This window comes from Pseudomonas sp. GW821-FHT01E05, from assembly GCF_059422425.1.
The window spans coordinates 15,724-32,057 of sequence record NZ_JBWKWW010000017.1; the positions used below are offsets into that span (position 1 = coordinate 15,724).

Here is a 16,334-nt window from a genome sequence, read left to right on the forward strand (position 1 = left end):
CTAGTCCGGTTCCTTTTTTGGGGCAAATCTGGTTCGGGATGCGTTTGCGGCTCATCTGTAGCCGTTTGCGAAGGCCCTGTGCAGCCGTATTTTTGTGGCTTGCGACAACGCCACTGGATCAGGACGCGTATTGCACACGTGTCTCCTTTCACTGCCTCAGCAGCAACAGGTAGACGAGCACATTGACCACCAGCACCAGAGCGCCCAGCCATACCTGCATGCCAGGTGTCAGCCCGGCCGGATAAATCAGCGGCCACAGATAATGCTCAACGAAACTGGCACCATGGCCGGCTTCTCCGGCGGCCAGACGCAGGTGGTTTTCCCATCCGGTCAACGGGCAGGGCCACTGGAAGCCCTCGACCGCCGCCCCCCAAGCCACAGCGGGCAAGTGCCACCAGCACAGGTGGCGCCATTTGAGCACCAGTAGCCCGCCGCACAGCACGAAGAGAATGAACAGCAAATGGAGCAGCACCAGCCCGTCGGCGGCTATGCGATAGATCATGTCGACTCCGTCGTTTCCGGATGCAGAGGCAGGCCATGCCGTTGCACACCCTTGAGGTGTCGAGACAGGTGTTTGGAGCGTAAGGGGCCCACCATATCAAGGCTCCGCTCAAGGAAGAAAACGGTAGCCGACACCGGTCTCGGTGATCAGGTGGCGCGGCTGCGAGGGGTCCACTTCGATCTTCTTGCGCAGACCGCCCATGAATACTCGCAGATATTGCGTATCTGTTTGATGGTTAGGCCCCCAGACCGCCTTGAGTAATTGCAGATGCGTCAGTACACGGTCTGGATGGGCGCACAAATGAGTCAGCAGGCGGTATTCCAGTGGCGTCAGATGCACGGGGACGCCGGAGCGCTCCACGACACGCCGTTCCATATCGATCCGCACGTCACCAAAGGTCACGATCGAGGTGCTTTCAACACCCTTCACGCTCCGGCGCAACTGGGCCCGGACTCGCGCGAGCAGTTCACCGGTGCCAAAGGGTTTGACCAGATAGTCATCGGCACCGGTATCCAGCGCAACGATTTTCGCGGACTCGGCACTACGCGCCGACAAGACAATAATCGGGACCTGCGACCACGTCCGCAGATCCCGGATGAGATCGACCCCATCGCCATCTGGCAGTCCGAGGTCAAGCACAATGAGGTCGGGACGTCGTGTCCCGGCTTCAATGAGACCACGCTCCAGCGACTCTGCCTCATACACCAGCAGACCTTCGGCCTGCAGCGCCATGCGCACGAAGCGCCGGATTTCAATTTCGTCCTCAACGATCAGGACACGCAGCGCCGTTTCGCTCATGGTTGGTCCTCGTCAGTCGGCTCCACAGGCTGTTCGATAACGGGTGGCTCGCCGCGTGGCAGACTCAGCGTGAAACGCGCACCGCCATCCGGACGCGTGACGCCGTGAACCGTTCCGCCATGGACCTGGGCGATGGCACGGCTGATGGCAAGTCCTAGCCCGACGCCCGGGATTGCGCTTTCCTTTTTACCACGCTCGAACTTGCTGAATATCGCTTCCTCGTGTCCTCGCGGCAATCCAGGACCAAAGTCGTCGACCCATAATTGAATGGTGTCACTGGTCGCTTCAGCGCCAATTCTGATGGGCGTGTCGGGCGGTGTGTACTTGCCGGCGTTCTCAAGCAAGTTGACGAGAATTCGCTCGATCAAAACAGTATCAATCTGGACCAGCGGCAGGTCCTCAGGTAGGGACACCTGCACCGGGCGCGCGCCTAAAGCAGGGCGAACGGCCCTCAGCGAACTGCCCACTACTTCCTCCAGGGGCTGCCACTGGAGATTCAGTGCAACCGCGCCTGATTCAAGTCGTGCCATGTCGAGCAAATTGTTAACCAGAGTGTTCATGCGCAGCGCTGATTCACGTATCGCATGGGCAATCTCAACGGGCTCGCCGGTCAACGGGGGCTTGGTCAGCGTCAGTGTCTCCGCCAATCCGACCATCGCCGCAAGGGGTGTTCGCAGGTCGTGCGAGATCGCAGCCAGCAGCGAGTTACGCAGGCGCTCGGATTCCATCTGAACCGTGGTGTCCTGAGCGACATTGACGTAATGGATTCTTTCCAGCGAGATGGCTAACAGCGACGCGCACGTGTCGAGCAGGCGTCGCTGCTCCGGAACGGCCAGACGAGTTGAGTCGCGCGGTTGTATCGCCAGTACACCGCGTACGCGCATTGGCGCCGATAGCGGCAGATAGAGGGTCGGGCTCGCCGGCAGGGTATCGGTTCCGTATCCGGCTGCCTCGGCTTTATCGAAGGACCACTGGGCAATGGCAGAGTCGACCTCAGGAGCATCGCCGGTGGTCATCGGCGCTTGCAGCTTGTCGTTGTCATCGGCAACGAGCAACGCCGATCGTGCGTTGAATTCGTCTGCGAGGAAACGCGTGCCGATCTCGGCCACTTGCTCGGTCATGAGTGCTGCGGACAAATACCGGGACATCTCATACAGCGCTCGTATGCGATCTTCGCGCTTTTGCGCTACCCGTGCCTGGTAGGTCAGGCCGGCAGTCATTTGACCGATCACCAGTGCCACAACGAGCATTACGCCGAAGGTCACCAGGTACTGGGCGTCGTTGATGGTGAACGAAAAACGCGGTGGCACGAAGAAGAAGTCGAACGCACCAACCGAGAGGAATGCTGCGAGAACCGCCGGACCGCGGCCATAGCGAACCGCGATGCCGACGACCGCGAGCAGGAACAGCATCACGATATTGGTCAGTTCGAATACCTGCAACAGGGGCGTGGCGAGCAAGGTGGTCGCCGCACAGATCGCAGCACTCATGGCGTAGGCGGGCCACACCACGCGATTCTCGCTGCCGACGGTGGCCTTCTCGGGTCGAGTACGTTGTTGTGCCGGGAGTGCGATCTGAACCACGTCCAGGTCGCTTCCAAGCTCACCGATCCGATCCGCCAGCATGCGAGTCCAGGGCCATCGGCGCGGCGTATCGTCACGCCCAAGCACGACCTTGGAGAGGTTGTGCTGTCGTGCATACTTGACCAGGGTCTGGGCAACGTCCTGGCCGGCCAGGGTCGAAATCTGCGCCCCCATCTCTTGGGCGAGTTTCAAGGTGCGCAGGACACGCTGGCGTGCGACATCGGGCAGGCGTTGCAATGCGGGTGTCTCGACGTAGACGGCATGCCAGGGCACATTGAGTTGGGCCGCCAGACGCGCGGTCGAGCGCACGGTTTTCTCTGTGCGCTCCCCAGGGCCGACGCAGGCAAGCAAGGAATCTCGTGTGCCCCAGACGGGCTGTACCGCACCGCTTTGGCGGTATTGCAGCATCTCGTTGTCGACCCGGTCGGCCGTTCGGCGCAGAGCCAATTCTCGCAGCGCTATGAGGTTGCCCTTGCGGAAGAAATTGTGCACCGCGTGTTCGGCTTGATGCGCCAGGTACACTTTGCCTTCCTTCAAACGCTGCAACAGGTCGTCGGGTGGCAAATCGACGATGACCACTTCGTCTGCGCTGTCAAACACGTGGTCGGGCACCGTCTCCCACACCCGGATCCCGGTGATGCCGCCGACAATGTCATTCAGGCTCTCAAGATGCTGGACGTTCATCGTCGACCAGACATCAATGCCGGTGCTGAGCAGTTCCTCGACATCCTGCCAGCGTTTCGGGTGCCTGGAGCCGGCGAGATTGGAATGCGCCAGCTCATCGATCAGGATCAGTTTCGGTTTGCGCTCAAGCGCACCGTCGAGATCGAATTCAGTCAGCGTGCGATCCTTGTAGAGGACTTGTTTGAGCGGCAGCTGCTGGAGCCCGGAAACCAGCGCTTGTGTCTCGGCGCGACCGTGGGTTTCGACCACGCCAATCAGCACATCGACATTCAGCTCTTGCGCTGCACGGGCGGCGACGAGCATCGCGTATGTCTTGCCGACACCGGCGCTGGCACCGAAAAAAATTTTCAGTCGGCCGCGCTTCGCCTGCGATTCCTCCTCGCGAATCTGCGCCAGCAATTGATCCGGGTCAGGGCGTTGTCCGTCCATCAGGACCACCGTGTATGAGTCGGCTCTCAGCGTGCGGCGTCGAGTGCCAGGTTCAGTGCCAGGACGTTGACCCGCGGCTCGCCCAGGAACCCCAGCAGCGGGCCTTCGGAGTGTTCGACAATCAGTGCGCGCACGCGCTCGAGTGGCAGGTTGCGGATCCGCGCGACCCGGGCGGCCTGGTAGTCGGCGGCAACGACACTGATATGTGGGTCAAGTCCACTGGCAGAACTGTAGACCAGGTCAGCCGGTGCCGGCGCACTGTTGCTCGGGTCGGCTGCGCGCAGTGCTGCGATGCGGCTCTTGACGGCGTCGGCCAGGGCCGGGTTCAGCGGGCCCAGATTCGATCCGCTCGAGGCGCTGGCGTTATAAGGCATGGGGCTCGTGGCGGATGGACGGCTCCAGAAGTACCTGGGATCACTGAATGCCTGGCCGATCAACATGGAACCCACCGGTTTGCCGTCCTTCTCGATCAGGCTGCCCGCAGCCTGCTGCGGGAATATCAGTCTGGCGATGCCGGTCATGGCCAGCGGATAGGCCACGCCGGTCATCAGAGAAAGTACGATGAGCAGTGTCAATGCCGGACGGAGCAAGGATGACATGTGAGCGCTCCTTCAAGTCAGACCGACAACCGACAAGGTCATGTCGATTAGTTTTATACCAATGAACGGCACGATCACGCCGCCCAGACCGTAGATCAACAGGTTCCGGCGCAGCAGCAACGCTGCTCCGACGGGGCGGTACTTGACGCCTTTCAACGCCAGCGGGATCAGGAAGACAATGATCAGTGCATTGAAGATCACCGCGGACAAGACCGCCGAGTTCGGGCTTGCGAGCCCCATGATGTTAAGAGCGGAGAGCTGCGGATAGGTGCTGACGAAAGCGGCCGGGACGATCGCGAAGTATTTCGCGATGTCGTTGGCGATCGAGAAGGTGGTCAATGAGCCTCGGGTCATCAGCATCTGCTTGCCCGTTTCCACCACCTCGATCAACTTGGTCGGGTTGCTATCGAGGTCGACCATGTTGCCGGCCTCTTTAGCAGCCTGGGTACCCGAGTTCATGGCCACCGCAACGTCGGCCTGAGCCAGGGCCGGTGCATCGTTGGTGCCGTCGCCCGTCATCGCGACCAGTCGACCTTCGCTTTGGTGACTGCGGATTAACCGCAGTTTGTCCTCGGGCGTCGCTTCGGCCAGGAAGTCATCGACCCCCGCTTCGGCAGCGATTGCCGCTGCGGTAAGCCGATTGTCACCGGTCACCATCACGGTCTTGATACCCATGCGGCGCAGTTCGGCAAAGCGTTCCTTGATGCCGCCCTTGATGATGTCTTTGAGTTCTATGACACCGAGAACCTTGAGCCCGTCTGTCACCACCAGCGGCGTGCTGCCACGGCGGGCAACGTCGTCGACGATGGCTTGCACTTTCTCCGGAAAGTTGCCGCCCAGGGCGTCAACATGTTTATGGATCGCTTCGGCCGCGCCCTTTCGTATCTGCCGGTTGCCCATGTCGACGCCGCTCATACGTGTCTGCGCCGAGAAGTGAACAAAATGCGCACCGAGCGTGTGGATGTCGCGCTCACGCAGGTTGAACCGCTGTTTTGCCAGTACCACGATGCTGCGGCCTTCGGGGGTTTCATCGGCAAGCGAGGCGAGTTGCGCCACGTCGGCCAGTTCCGATTCCTTGACTCCCGGTGCCGGCAGAAAGGCGGATGCCTGGCGATTGCCGAGGGTGATGGTGCCGGTCTTGTCGAGCAGCAACACGTCGACGTCACCAGCGGCCTCCACCGCCCGCCCCGAGGTGGCAATCACGTTGGCTTCCATCATGCGGCTCATGCCGGCTACACCCACCGCCGACAACAGGCCGGCAATGGTCGTGGGAATCAGGCAGACGAGCAGGGCGACCAGTACGGTGATCGAGATGGGCGATCCGGACTTCGCCACTTCGACGCCATACAGCGAATACGGCAGCAGGGTGACGGTGACGCCGAGAAACACGATGGTCAGGGCCACCAGCAAGATCGATAACGCGATTTCGTTTGGAGTCTTCTGCCGCTTGGCGTTCTCGACCATCGCGATCATGCGGTCGACGAAGGTTTCACCGGGGTTCGTCGTGACGCGAATGACGATCCAGTCCGAGAGCACCCGTGTCCCGCCGGTCACCGCGGAAAAATCGCCGCCAGCCTCCCGGATCACCGGCGCTGACTCGCCAGTGATGGCCGACTCGTCCACTGACGCTGCGCCCTCGATCACATCGCCATCGGCGGGAATCAGAGAACCCCCGAGATCGCCTGCTTCGACCACCACCACGTCACCCTTGCAGAGATCGCTGGACTGAGCCAGTTGCCACTCTGAGCCATAGTGGGGTTCGCGCAGCTTCTTGGCCCAGATCTCCTTTTTGAGGTCGCGCAGAGAAGCCGCCTGAGCCTTGCTGCGGCCTTCCGCGAGGGCCTCGGCAAAATTGGCGAACAGCACGGTGAACCACAGCCACAAGGTCACGGCGACGATAAAGCCGCTGCTTGCCTCGCCTTTGCCGCCCAGAGCCTGGATCCACAAGCCGGTGGTGAGGATCGCGCCGACATAGACGACGAACATCACCGGGTTGCGCCACTGCACCCTGGGGCTGAGTTTGCGAAACGACTCGACAATGGCGGGTCTGGCCAGGGTTGGGTCGAATAAGGTGAATGATTTTCGTGTCATTTTCCTGGACTCACTTGAACAGCACCAGATGTTCGACGACCGGTCCCAGCGCCAGCGCCGGCACGTAGTTCAGCAGGCCGACCAGCAGCACGGTGCCGATCAACAGAACGACGAACAGCATCCCGTGCGTGGGCATCGTGCCTGCCGTCACGGCCAGTCGTTTCTTGGCTGCAAGGCTGCCGGCAATTGCCAGTACCGGTACGATGACGCCGAAGCGACCAAACCAGCTCGCGATAGCGAGTATCGTGTTGTAGAACGGTGTATTGGCTGACAGACCGGCGAAAGCGCTACCGTTATTGTTGGCAGCCGAGGTAAGGGCATAAAGGATTTCGGAGAAGCCATGGGCTGCGGGGTTGGCAACGCCGATCCGGCCCGCATCGGCCATTACCGCAATCGCCGTCCCGAAGAGCACCAGCAGTGGTGTCACGAGGATTGCGATGGACACCATCTTCATCTCGTAAGCCTCAATCTTCTTGCCGAGATACTCGGGTGTGCGGCCGATCATCAGGCCAGCGATGAAAACCGCGAGAATGGCAAACACCAACATGCCATACAGGCCTGAGCCGACACCGCCGAATACCACTTCGCCCAGTTGCATCAACACCAGCGGAACGGCACCGCCTAGCGGCGTGAACGAGTCGTGCATGCCATTCACCGCCCCGCACGACGCCGAGGTGGTGACGGCGGCGAACAGGCTCGACGCCGAGATGCCAAACCGCACCTCCTTGCCTTCCATGTTGCCCGCGGCAGCGTCGACGCCCAGCGCCGAGAGCTGCGGATTGCCGAGCTGTTCGTAATGGGTGACCGCCACGACAGCGACGACAAAAATGATCGTCATCGCCGCCAATACCGCCCAACCCTGGCGTTGATCACCCACAACGCGGCCGAACACGAAACACAGTGCAGTGGGGATCAGGAAGATGGCGATCAACTGGAAGAAGTTCGCCAGCGCAGTGGGGTTCTCGTAGGGATGCGCCGAGTTGGCGTTGAAGAAACCGCCACCGTTGGTACCGAGCATTTTGATCGCTTCCTGTGACGCCACAGGTCCCATCGCCAGCGTTTGCGTGTTGCTCGTATGGTCCTGCAGGACCGGGTTGCCTTGTGCATCCTTGATTGGCTGGCCGGCCGCATCGAGCTGGGGTGATTGGTACTGCGTCACCTCCAGCGTCGTCACGTCCTTGTAGGGATCGAAATTCTGGATCACGCCCTGGCTGACGAAGAACAACCCGAATACCAGCGACAGCGGCAGCAGGACCCACAACGTGACGCGAGTGAGGTCGGTCCAGATATTGCCGATGCTGGTTGCGCTGTGGCGCGCGAAGCCGCGGATCAGCGCCATCACCACCACCAGACCGGTGGCCGCCGATAGAAAATTCTGCACCGTCAGCGCGAGCATCTGGGTCAGGTAACTCATCGTCGACTCGCCGCTATAGCCCTGCCAGTCAGTATTGGTGACGAAGCTGGCTGCGGTGTTGAACGACGAGTCGGGGCTGATGGTGCCAAAACCCTGCGGATTGAGTGGAAGAAAACCCTGCAGCCGTTGCAGTGCATAGACTGCCAGCAACCCTGAAATGTTGAATATCAGCAGCGCGAGCATGTACTGAAGCCAACCCATCTCGACGTCAGCCTTGACACCCGCGAGGCGATACAACGGTGCCTCGATACGTGAGCCGAGGGTAAATCGGCCCTCCATCACCGTGGCGATCCATCTCGCGAGCGGCCATGCCAATGCAACCAGCACCAAGAGATAGACGCCAAGCAGAGTCCAGGCCTGGATCGTCATAAGAAGTCCTCCGGAAACAGCAGTGCGGCGATGAGGTAGACGAGCAGCCCGAGCGCCAGCAAGCCGCCGAAAAGGTAGAAGCCGTTCATCAACGCCTCCTGTTCAGCGCTGCACAACCGTAGGCCATGCCGACTACGGTGACGAAGCACAACGCACCGAGCCCTAGAAAGACGAAGTCCATCGCGATCCCTCCTGTGATGCTGTCTAGTGGCCTGTGTGGTTAGTTCTGTCAGTCAACTTCGGCGCCACAAGCCCCTATCCTGTGTTGCTGTTCCTCGCCATAGCGGGCTATGACTCGTCACAGCGCCTTGGCCAGGGACTTCCGGCATCCGAATTTGAACTAACGAACTAACCGTACAGGCCTCTAGGCTAGTTTTTCAGGTATCAAGATGCTGAAAATATTCAGGGGGGCGAGATAAAGATTTCGAAAAGATGGAGCAGGCAACGCTGCATTTTCGTGGCAGGGGAAAGTGACGTCGCGACGAGAGTCCGAGATGGATGACATCACCAGGTGATATCCGCAAACAATCCTTTGCGCATCGGTCAGCGGCGGGTATAGATCACCAGCAGGATGGCTCCTTGTACGGAGCCCGCGCTGTGAACCGCATCGGGTGCCCGGCAACAGTAGTCCCCGACATTCAGCGTTCGGTCCTGATCAAAGAATGAGCCTTGCAGTACGAACAGTTGTTCCAGCTCGCCTGCATGGGTATGGCTGGTGACATGGGCGCCTGGGTCGACCTTCATCAAGAGGGTTTTTTCACCGCGCCCGGTGTCTTCGAACAGCGGTTTGATCCAGAAACCTTCAGCCCGGGTCGGCAGCCAGTCATCTGCCGAAGACGAGTGATAGCGAGAGCCTTCGACCGGTCCCTGAATGCCGTTTTTCCCGGCAATTCTCCAGGATGGAGTTTCATCTTTATGCATGGCGTTCTCCACCCCGGCAATGGGATCGTTTACAAGTCCTTGACCAGTCTCAAGGCATCGTAGATAGCGGCGTGGGTGTTACGCGCAGCCACCGCATCGCCAATGCGAAACAGCTGAAATACACCGTCCGGGTTGGTCACGACATTTTGCGGGTTGCCGACGATCAGGTCCTGATGCTCAACCACGCCACCATTGCTGGAGGCGGCTTTCAATTCGAAATACAGCTCGTCCAGCGGTCGGGTGCCGTGGTTGACCACCACCTGATCGACGCGTCGGGTCTTGCGCGCGTTGCCGTAGTCACTGTCGATGGTCGCCAGCAGATCCTGACCCTCGCGTTCGACGGCGAGCAGGCGGAAGGTGACGGTGAAGGTTGTATCCAGTGCTTGCAGCGAGCGCATATAGGGCACCAGGTTCATCGCCATGACTTCCGGTGCAAAGGTGCGGTCCGGCGTCATGATTTCGACTTTTGCGCCGCTTTTGGCGATGAACTCCGCGGCTTGCAGGCCCGCGTGATCACCCGCGTCATCGAACAGCAGGACATTGCGCCCGGGCTTCACATCCCCGGAAATGATGTCCCAGGCCGAGACCACCAGTTCATTTCCAACAGAGAGGATCTCGGTATGGGGCAGGCCGCCGGTGGCGATGATCACCACGTCCGGTTTTTCGTCGTGGACGGTACTGGCCTGCGCCCAGGTATTGAAATGAAAGGTGACGCCCCGAGCCATGCACTGGGCCATGCGCCAGTCGACGATGCTGATCATTTCCCGCCGTCGTTGTGATTGCGCAGTGAGACGAACCTGCCCGCCCGCCTGATTGGCGGCTTCGAACACCACGACTTCATGGCCACGTTCGGCAGCCACTCGTGCGGCTTCCAGCCCGGCAACACCGGCACCGACAATCACGATCTTGCGTTTGTTGCCGGCCCTGGGAATGTCATGGGGCATGCTGGTTTCACGGCCTGTGGCCGGGTTGTGGATGCAGTAGGCGGCACCGCCCTGGTAGATCCGGTCCAGGCAATAGTTGGCGCCGACGCAGGGGCGAATATCCTCTTCGCGGCCCTCGATGATCTTGCGCACGAGATGCGGGTCGGTCATGTGCGCGCGGGTCATGCCGACCATGTCAATCTTGCCTGAGGCGATGGCATGGCGGGCGGTGGCCACGTCCGGGATCTTCGCCGCGTGAAAGGTGGGGAAGTCGGTGGCGGCGCGAATCTCCCCTGCAAAATCCAGGTGCGGTGAGTTGCGCATGCCCTGGATAGGAATCACGTCGGTCAGGCCGGCGTCGGTGTCGATATGTCCGCGAATGACGTTGAGAAAGTCCACCATGCCGCTGTCTTTCAGACGTCGGGAGATGTCCAGGCCATCGGTCTGGGTCAGCCCGCCGGGCATTTGCTCGTCACCGGTATAGCGCACGCCGACGATAAACTCATTGCCGACGCGCTTGCGGATGGCGCTGAGGATATCGAAGGTAAAACGCAGCCGGTTATCGATAGAGCCGCCATAGGGTGCATCGAGGTCGTTGGTCAGCGGCGACCAGAATTGATCCATCAGGTGCCCGTAGGCCTGTAACTCGATACCGTCCAGGCCCGCTGCCTTCATTCGTTCCGCGGCGTCGGCGTAGTCCTTGATGATGCGCTCCACATCCCAGTCTTCCATCTTCTTCGGGAAGGAGCGATGGGACGCCTCGCGCTCGAACGACGGCGACACCACGGGCAGCCAATCACCCTTGTCCCAGCGCGTGCGGCGGCCCAGATGGGTCAACTGGATCATGACCGCTGCGCCATGTTCGTGGCAGGCGTCGGTCAGGTCTCTCATCCAGCCGACAACCTCATCCTTGTAGGCCAGGATGTTGTTGAACACCGGCGGGCTGTCACGGGAAACCGCGGCAGAGCCGGCGGTCATGGTCAAGGCCACACCGGCCTTCGCCCGCTCCACGTGGTAGGCGCGATAGAGGTCCTTGGGCATGCCGTCTACGGGATAGGCCGGTTCGTGGGCGGTGGTCATGATTCGGTTTCTGAGAGTCAGGTGCTTCAACTGATAGGGCTGGAGGAGCGGATCATTCAGCATCGTCAAGACTCTCCGGAAGAGGGCATCGGGTCAGGGTTGAAATTACGTTAGGGTGAAATGTACACCTGTGTCAACATGCTGGACATAGGTGTACATTTTGCTTGCGTGGCTTTTGGCAAGCGGCTAGGATCGAGTCATGAATGAACATACCAAAGCAGTAGAAACAGGCTGGCGAGGGTCGCTGGAAGGCTGGCTCGACGCCGCCTATGAAAGCCTGACCGAGTGCGGTGTCGACACGGTGCGGGTGATGCCGCTGGCCAAGAAACTGGGGCTGTCGAGAACCAGTTTCTACTGGTTTTTCAAGGATCGCGAAGAGCTGCTCGCGGCATTGATCGAGCGTTGGCGGGTGAAGAACACCGGCAATCTGATCGCCCAGACCGAGTGTTATGCCGAGAGCATTGCCGAGGCGATGCTTAACGTTTTCGACTGCTGGCTGAACCCGGAACTGTTCGATTCACAGTTCGAATTTGCCATGCGCAGCTGGGCCTTGCAGTCCGCCGAAGTGGCCGAACATATCCGGGTGGCCGACATTGCCAGGCGCGAAGCACTGATCCGGATGTTCGTGCGCTTCGGCTACGCATTCGACGCCGCCGATGTGCGGGCTCGAACGATTTACCTGACGCAGATTGGCTATATCAGCACCAACACCCGAGAGGATATCGGGGAAAGAATGCGGCGGATTCCCGAGTACGTGAAGATATTCACCGGCCAGGAGCCTCTGGCTCGCGAGTTGAAACGTTTCTATTTCCGTCATGGCTATGAGGCGGATGACGTTTCATCGGCTACCTGACTGACCGCGACTTCTGATTAACGAAGGCAGGTTCAAATGTTCAACGAACCCACGATAGGCATTATCGGTGGATCGGGATGGCTTGGCCGCTCGATAGCCCTGGCGATGCTCGAAAAGGCCTTTATCCGGCCCGGCTCGCTGGTGCTTTCGAACCGCTCTGCAAGCAACCCGGTAGCGAGTGAGAAGTGGCCGCAAGTGACCGTAACGCGCAACAACCAGGAGCTGGTGGAGCGTTGTGATGTGGTCATTGTGGCGGTACGCCCGGAGCAATTTGCCGACGTGGAGATTTTCGCTGAAAACAGGCTGGTGATTTCTTTGATGGCCGGCGTGAGCCTTCGCAACGTGGCGGCCTATACGGCAAGTCGACAGGTCATTCGTGCGATGCCCAATGCCGCAGCAGAAATCGGCAAGTCCTATACGCCCTGGTTGGCAGCGATGGGTGTCACTGACGAGCAGAAAGCCTTTACCCAGAGGCTGTTCGAAACCTTCGGTAGTGCCGATGAAGTCTTCACCGAAAACCATTTGAACTACCTGACGGCGCTGGTGGGAACGGGGCCTGCTTACCCGGCGCTGTTGGCGCGCAGCCTGCTCGAGCATGCCTTGAACAGTGGCTTGCCCCCGGCGATTGCCCAGCGTGCGGTGCAGGCTGTGGTGGTGGATGCCAGCCAGTTGATCGGGAATGGACACTCCCCCGACGAGCTCTTGCAGACGCTCATCAACTACCGGGGCGTTACGGCGGCAGGCCTCGAAGCCATGATCGCCGGCGGCTTCGATAAAACAATAAAAGCAGGTCTGGATTCGGCGACCTCAGTCGCCTGTTCCATGAGTCCATTTGCCCATTCTGCTGACATGAAAGAAGGTTCAATGATGCGGTAGTTGACCCTTCTTAACTTTGGCCGCAATCGAGGGTAGCGTTTATGAATATAAAGTCTTTCTCGAAGACGGGAGTTGCGTTGGGGATCGTTGCATTCAGTGGTTGGGCCTCAGCGTCTGAATGTGGCGATGTGACTATCGCCAACATGAACTGGCAATCGGCTGAAGTGATGGCCAACGTCGACAAGCTGATCCTCAACGCAGGCTACGGCTGTAATGCCGATCTGGTGACCGGGGATACCGTTCCAACCATCACCTCCATGGTCGAAAAGGGCCGGCCCGATATTGCCCCGGAAGGCTGGATCGACCTGGTTCCGGAGGTCGCCAGGACGGGTGTTCAAAGCGGTAACCTCATTCAGGCGGCGCGTTCATTGTCCGATGGTGGCTCGCAAGGCTGGTGGATTCCGAAATACGTTGCCGACGCCCATCCGGACATCAAGAGCTTCGATGATGTGAAGAAGCACCCCGAGCTGTTCCCGGCGCCTGACGATGCGAAAAAAGGCGCGATCTACAACGGTCCTCAAGGCTGGGGCGGCACGGTGGTGACCAGCCAGTTCTACAAGGCTTACGGGTTCGAGAAAGCCGGCTTTGTTCTGGTGGATACCGGCTCGGCCGCGGCGCTTGATGGTTCCATCGCCAAAGCCTATGAGCGCAAGGCGCCCTGGCTGGGTTTCTACTGGGCACCCACCGCCTTGTTGGGCAAGTATCCGATGGTGAAGCTGGAAAATGGCATCCCCACCGACCCGGTGGAATGGAAGCGTTGCAATACAGTCGCGGACTGTCCTGATCCCAAGCCTAACGGCTGGCCGATCGACCGGGTCTTTACCTTGACCACCAAGTCCTTTGCCGCTCGCTCGCCAACCGTCATGGCGTACCTGAACAAGCGCGCCTGGTCCAATGAGACGGTGAACCGCCTGATCGCCTGGATGACCGATAACCAGGCCACCGGAGAGGAAGGGGCCAAGTACTTCCTCAAAAACAACGAAGCACTCTGGAGCCAGTGGGTCACCCCTGAAGCGACCGGCAAGATCAAGGCTGCGCTTTAATCTCTCGGATCAATGCAGCCGTTGCGATGCGCTGCATTGATCCTTGCGCAGATAAAAATAAAAACACCCATGTATTGAAATGACTGCCAGTGTTCTTACGGTCTTCTACAAAAGGGGAATGTTATGGAGTGGCTATCAAGCTTTCCACATATGGAGGACGAAAGACTTAGGGCTTTGAAAAAGGCTATTGACGGTGCCTTTCGACACTTCACCAGCACCTATGGCAATGGCTTCGAAGCGTTCTTCGAGCCGTTGCAGTATTTCCTCAATCAGTCCGAGCGGTTCATGACCACGACGCCATGGCCGATCATCATTCTGCTCGTCGCCTTGATTGCCTGGTTTGCCAGCCGCAGCTGGAAGATTGTTTTGGGTTGTGTGTTGACGCTGATGGCGATCGGTTATCTGGACATGTGGACCGACACGATGAAGACCCTGTCGATGATCTTCGTCTGTACCGTGATATCCATCGTCATCGGCTTGCCGACCGGAATTGCCATGGCCCGCTCCAATCGCCTGCAGAACCTGATCAGCCCGGTGCTGGATGTGATGCAGACCCTGCCGAGTTTTGTCTACCTGATCCCGGTGGTGATGCTATTGGGGATCGGCAAGGTCGCGGGGCTGATTGCGGTGGTGGTCTACGCCTTGCCACCAATGATCCGGCTGACCAATCTCGGTATCCGCCACGTCGATGCCGAAATGCTCGAAGCCGCCGATGCCTTTGGTTCCTCCGGCTGGCAGAAACTGAAAAACGTCCAGTTGCCGCTGGCGCTGCCGTCAATCATGGCCGGGATTAACCAGACCATCATGATGGCGCTGGCCATGGTGGTGATCGCCTCGATGATCGGTGTTCAAGGGCTGGGGCAGCCAGTGCTCAAGGCCATTTCCAACCAGTACTTCACCTTGGGCATGTTCAACGGCCTGGCCATCGTCGGTATCGCGGTGATCTTCGATCGGGTCAGCCAGGCCTATGGCAGAAGACTGCAAAAGCATCTGGAGATGGTTCATGGTCACTAATCTGTCCAACGATTTCGGCATCGAAATCAAGCATCTCTACAAGATCTTCGGTTATCAGGCTCAAGCCAGTATCGAGCGGGTCAAAAACGGCATCAGCAAGGCCGAGCTGCTGTGCAATCACAGTCATGTACTGGGTTTGAAGGACATCAACATCAGCATGCCGTCCGGGGGCATCCAGGTCATCATGGGCCTTTCCGGTTCGGGAAAATCGACCTTGATACGCCATATCAACCGATTGATCGAACCTACCGCCGGCGAAGTCATCGTGGGTGGCGTGGACGTGCTGAAGATGAGCCCGCACGATCTGCGAGAATTCCGCCGACATAAAATCTCCATGGTGTTTCAGAAGTTCGCGCTGCTGCCCAACCGGACCGTGCTCGACAATGCGGTGTATGGGCTGGAGATCCGGGGACTGCCGCGTGGCAGGCAAGTGGACGTGGCCATGGGCTGGCTTGCGCGGGTAGGGCTCAAGGGCTTCGAGAATCATTATCCGAACCAGCTCTCCGGCGGTATGCAGCAGCGGGTCGGTTTGGCCCGGGCACTGGCCAGCGACGCGCCGATATTGTTGATGGACGAGGCGTTCTCGGCACTCGATCCGCTGATCCGTATGGATATGCAGTCGGTGCTCCTGGATCTGCAAAAAGAGATCAAGAAAACCATCGTTTTCATCACCCACGATCTCGATGAAGCGCTGCGTATCGGTGATCGAATAGCCATCCTGCGTGACGGTGAAGTCGTGCAACAAGGCACCCGACAGGACATCGTCATGAACCCCGCCGACGATTACATTGCCAACTTCGTCAAGGAAGTGAACCGGGGGCGGGTGATCAGCGTCGAGGCGATCATGCGGCCGTTTATTCGGGTGAAGGCCGGAGCGACGTTGGCGCTGCCAATGGGGACGTCACTCGAGTCGGCGGTCAAACGACTGGTCGAAGCGGGGCTCGATGAGTTGGTGGTCACCAACAGTCAGGGCCAGCCGGTGGGGCAGCTGGCGCTGAAGTCCATTATTGCGACGATGGTCACCTCGACGGTGAGCGAGGCGTCGCAAGCGGATCAGGTCAAATCACCCGAGCGGCTCGTGCTGCCGGATTGCAGCTGAAGAGCGCCGGATGCGCGCGCCTCCAGCAAGAGAGGCCCAGGGAAAAACCCATGGCC

14 protein-coding genes are annotated in these 16,334 nt (G+C 59.5%); 5 read left to right on the forward strand and 9 right to left on the reverse strand.

The genetic code is table 11. From position 1 onward, the window contains the following. Positions 1 to 148 precede the first annotated feature (148 nt). From AC07W5_RS27240 to AC07W5_RS27280, 9 genes are all read right to left on the reverse strand, one after another. Positions 149 to 502: a DUF2784 domain-containing protein gene (locus tag AC07W5_RS27240; protein WP_495024654.1), complete on the reverse strand. Its 354-nt coding sequence runs from the start codon at positions 500 to 502 to the stop codon at positions 149 to 151. A gap of 108 nt (positions 503 to 610) precedes the next feature. Beyond that, positions 611 to 1,300, reverse strand: coding sequence for a two-component system response regulator KdpE (gene kdpE / locus AC07W5_RS27245; protein WP_494991197.1), 690 nt, complete (start codon positions 1,298 to 1,300; stop codon positions 611 to 613). Beyond that, entirely contained in the window at positions 1,297 to 3,996 is a 2,700-nt protein-coding gene (gene kdpD, locus AC07W5_RS27250; protein ID WP_495024655.1) for a two-component system sensor histidine kinase KdpD, read from the reverse strand. Before kdpD ends, kdpE begins: the two co-directional genes overlap by 4 nt. Before the next feature lie 26 nt (positions 3,997 to 4,022). Continuing rightward, on the reverse strand, positions 4,023 to 4,595 hold the full coding sequence (kdpC, locus tag AC07W5_RS27255; RefSeq protein ID WP_495012633.1) for a potassium-transporting ATPase subunit KdpC: 573 nt from the start codon (positions 4,593 to 4,595) through the stop codon (positions 4,023 to 4,025). A gap of 12 nt (positions 4,596 to 4,607) precedes the next feature. Continuing rightward, on the reverse strand, positions 4,608 to 6,686 hold the full coding sequence (gene kdpB / locus AC07W5_RS27260; protein ID WP_494991200.1) for a potassium-transporting ATPase subunit KdpB: 2,079 nt from the start codon (positions 6,684 to 6,686) through the stop codon (positions 4,608 to 4,610). A gap of 10 nt (positions 6,687 to 6,696) precedes the next feature. Further along, a complete protein-coding gene (gene kdpA / locus AC07W5_RS27265) occupies positions 6,697 to 8,469 on the reverse strand; it encodes a potassium-transporting ATPase subunit KdpA (RefSeq protein WP_495012634.1) in 1,773 nt (590 codons plus the stop codon). Next, complete coding sequence (gene kdpF, locus AC07W5_RS27270; RefSeq protein ID WP_494991202.1) at positions 8,466 to 8,558, reverse strand: K(+)-transporting ATPase subunit F; 93 nt, start codon at positions 8,556 to 8,558, stop codon at positions 8,466 to 8,468. Before kdpF ends, kdpA begins: the two co-directional genes overlap by 4 nt. 454 nt (positions 8,559 to 9,012) lie before the next feature. Then, entirely contained in the window at positions 9,013 to 9,390 is a 378-nt protein-coding gene (locus AC07W5_RS27275; protein WP_495024656.1) for a cupin domain-containing protein, read from the reverse strand. A 29-nt stretch (positions 9,391 to 9,419) separates the two neighbouring features. Beyond that, positions 9,420 to 11,456, reverse strand: coding sequence for an oxidoreductase (locus AC07W5_RS27280; protein ID WP_495024657.1), 2,037 nt, complete (start codon positions 11,454 to 11,456; stop codon positions 9,420 to 9,422). 136 nt (positions 11,457 to 11,592) lie between these two features. On the opposite strand from AC07W5_RS27280, the gene AC07W5_RS27285 reads away from it, so the two are divergent. The 5 genes from AC07W5_RS27285 (at position 11,593) to AC07W5_RS27305 (ending at position 16,278) form a co-directional block, all read left to right on the forward strand. Continuing rightward, positions 11,593 to 12,246, forward strand: a complete 654-nt coding sequence (locus tag AC07W5_RS27285; RefSeq protein ID WP_495012637.1) for a TetR/AcrR family transcriptional regulator — start codon at positions 11,593 to 11,595, stop codon at positions 12,244 to 12,246. A 36-nt stretch (positions 12,247 to 12,282) separates the two neighbouring features. Beyond that, the gene (locus AC07W5_RS27290) at positions 12,283 to 13,122 is read left to right on the forward strand and encodes a pyrroline-5-carboxylate reductase family protein (protein ID WP_495024658.1); all 840 of its coding nucleotides are present in this window, start codon (positions 12,283 to 12,285) and stop codon (positions 13,120 to 13,122) included. 128 nt (positions 13,123 to 13,250) lie between these two features. Further along, on the forward strand, positions 13,251 to 14,165 hold the full coding sequence (locus AC07W5_RS27295; protein ID WP_494991207.1) for an ABC transporter substrate-binding protein: 915 nt from the start codon (positions 13,251 to 13,253) through the stop codon (positions 14,163 to 14,165). 150 nt (positions 14,166 to 14,315) lie between these two features. After that, positions 14,316 to 15,179: an ABC transporter permease gene (locus tag AC07W5_RS27300; protein WP_494991714.1), complete on the forward strand. Its 864-nt coding sequence runs from the start codon at positions 14,316 to 14,318 to the stop codon at positions 15,177 to 15,179. Continuing rightward, positions 15,169 to 16,278 (forward strand): quaternary amine ABC transporter ATP-binding protein, encoded by a 1,110-nt coding sequence (locus AC07W5_RS27305; RefSeq protein WP_495024659.1) that lies wholly within the window; start codon positions 15,169 to 15,171, stop codon positions 16,276 to 16,278. Before AC07W5_RS27300 ends, AC07W5_RS27305 begins: the two co-directional genes overlap by 11 nt. Positions 16,279 to 16,334 lie beyond the last annotated feature (56 nt).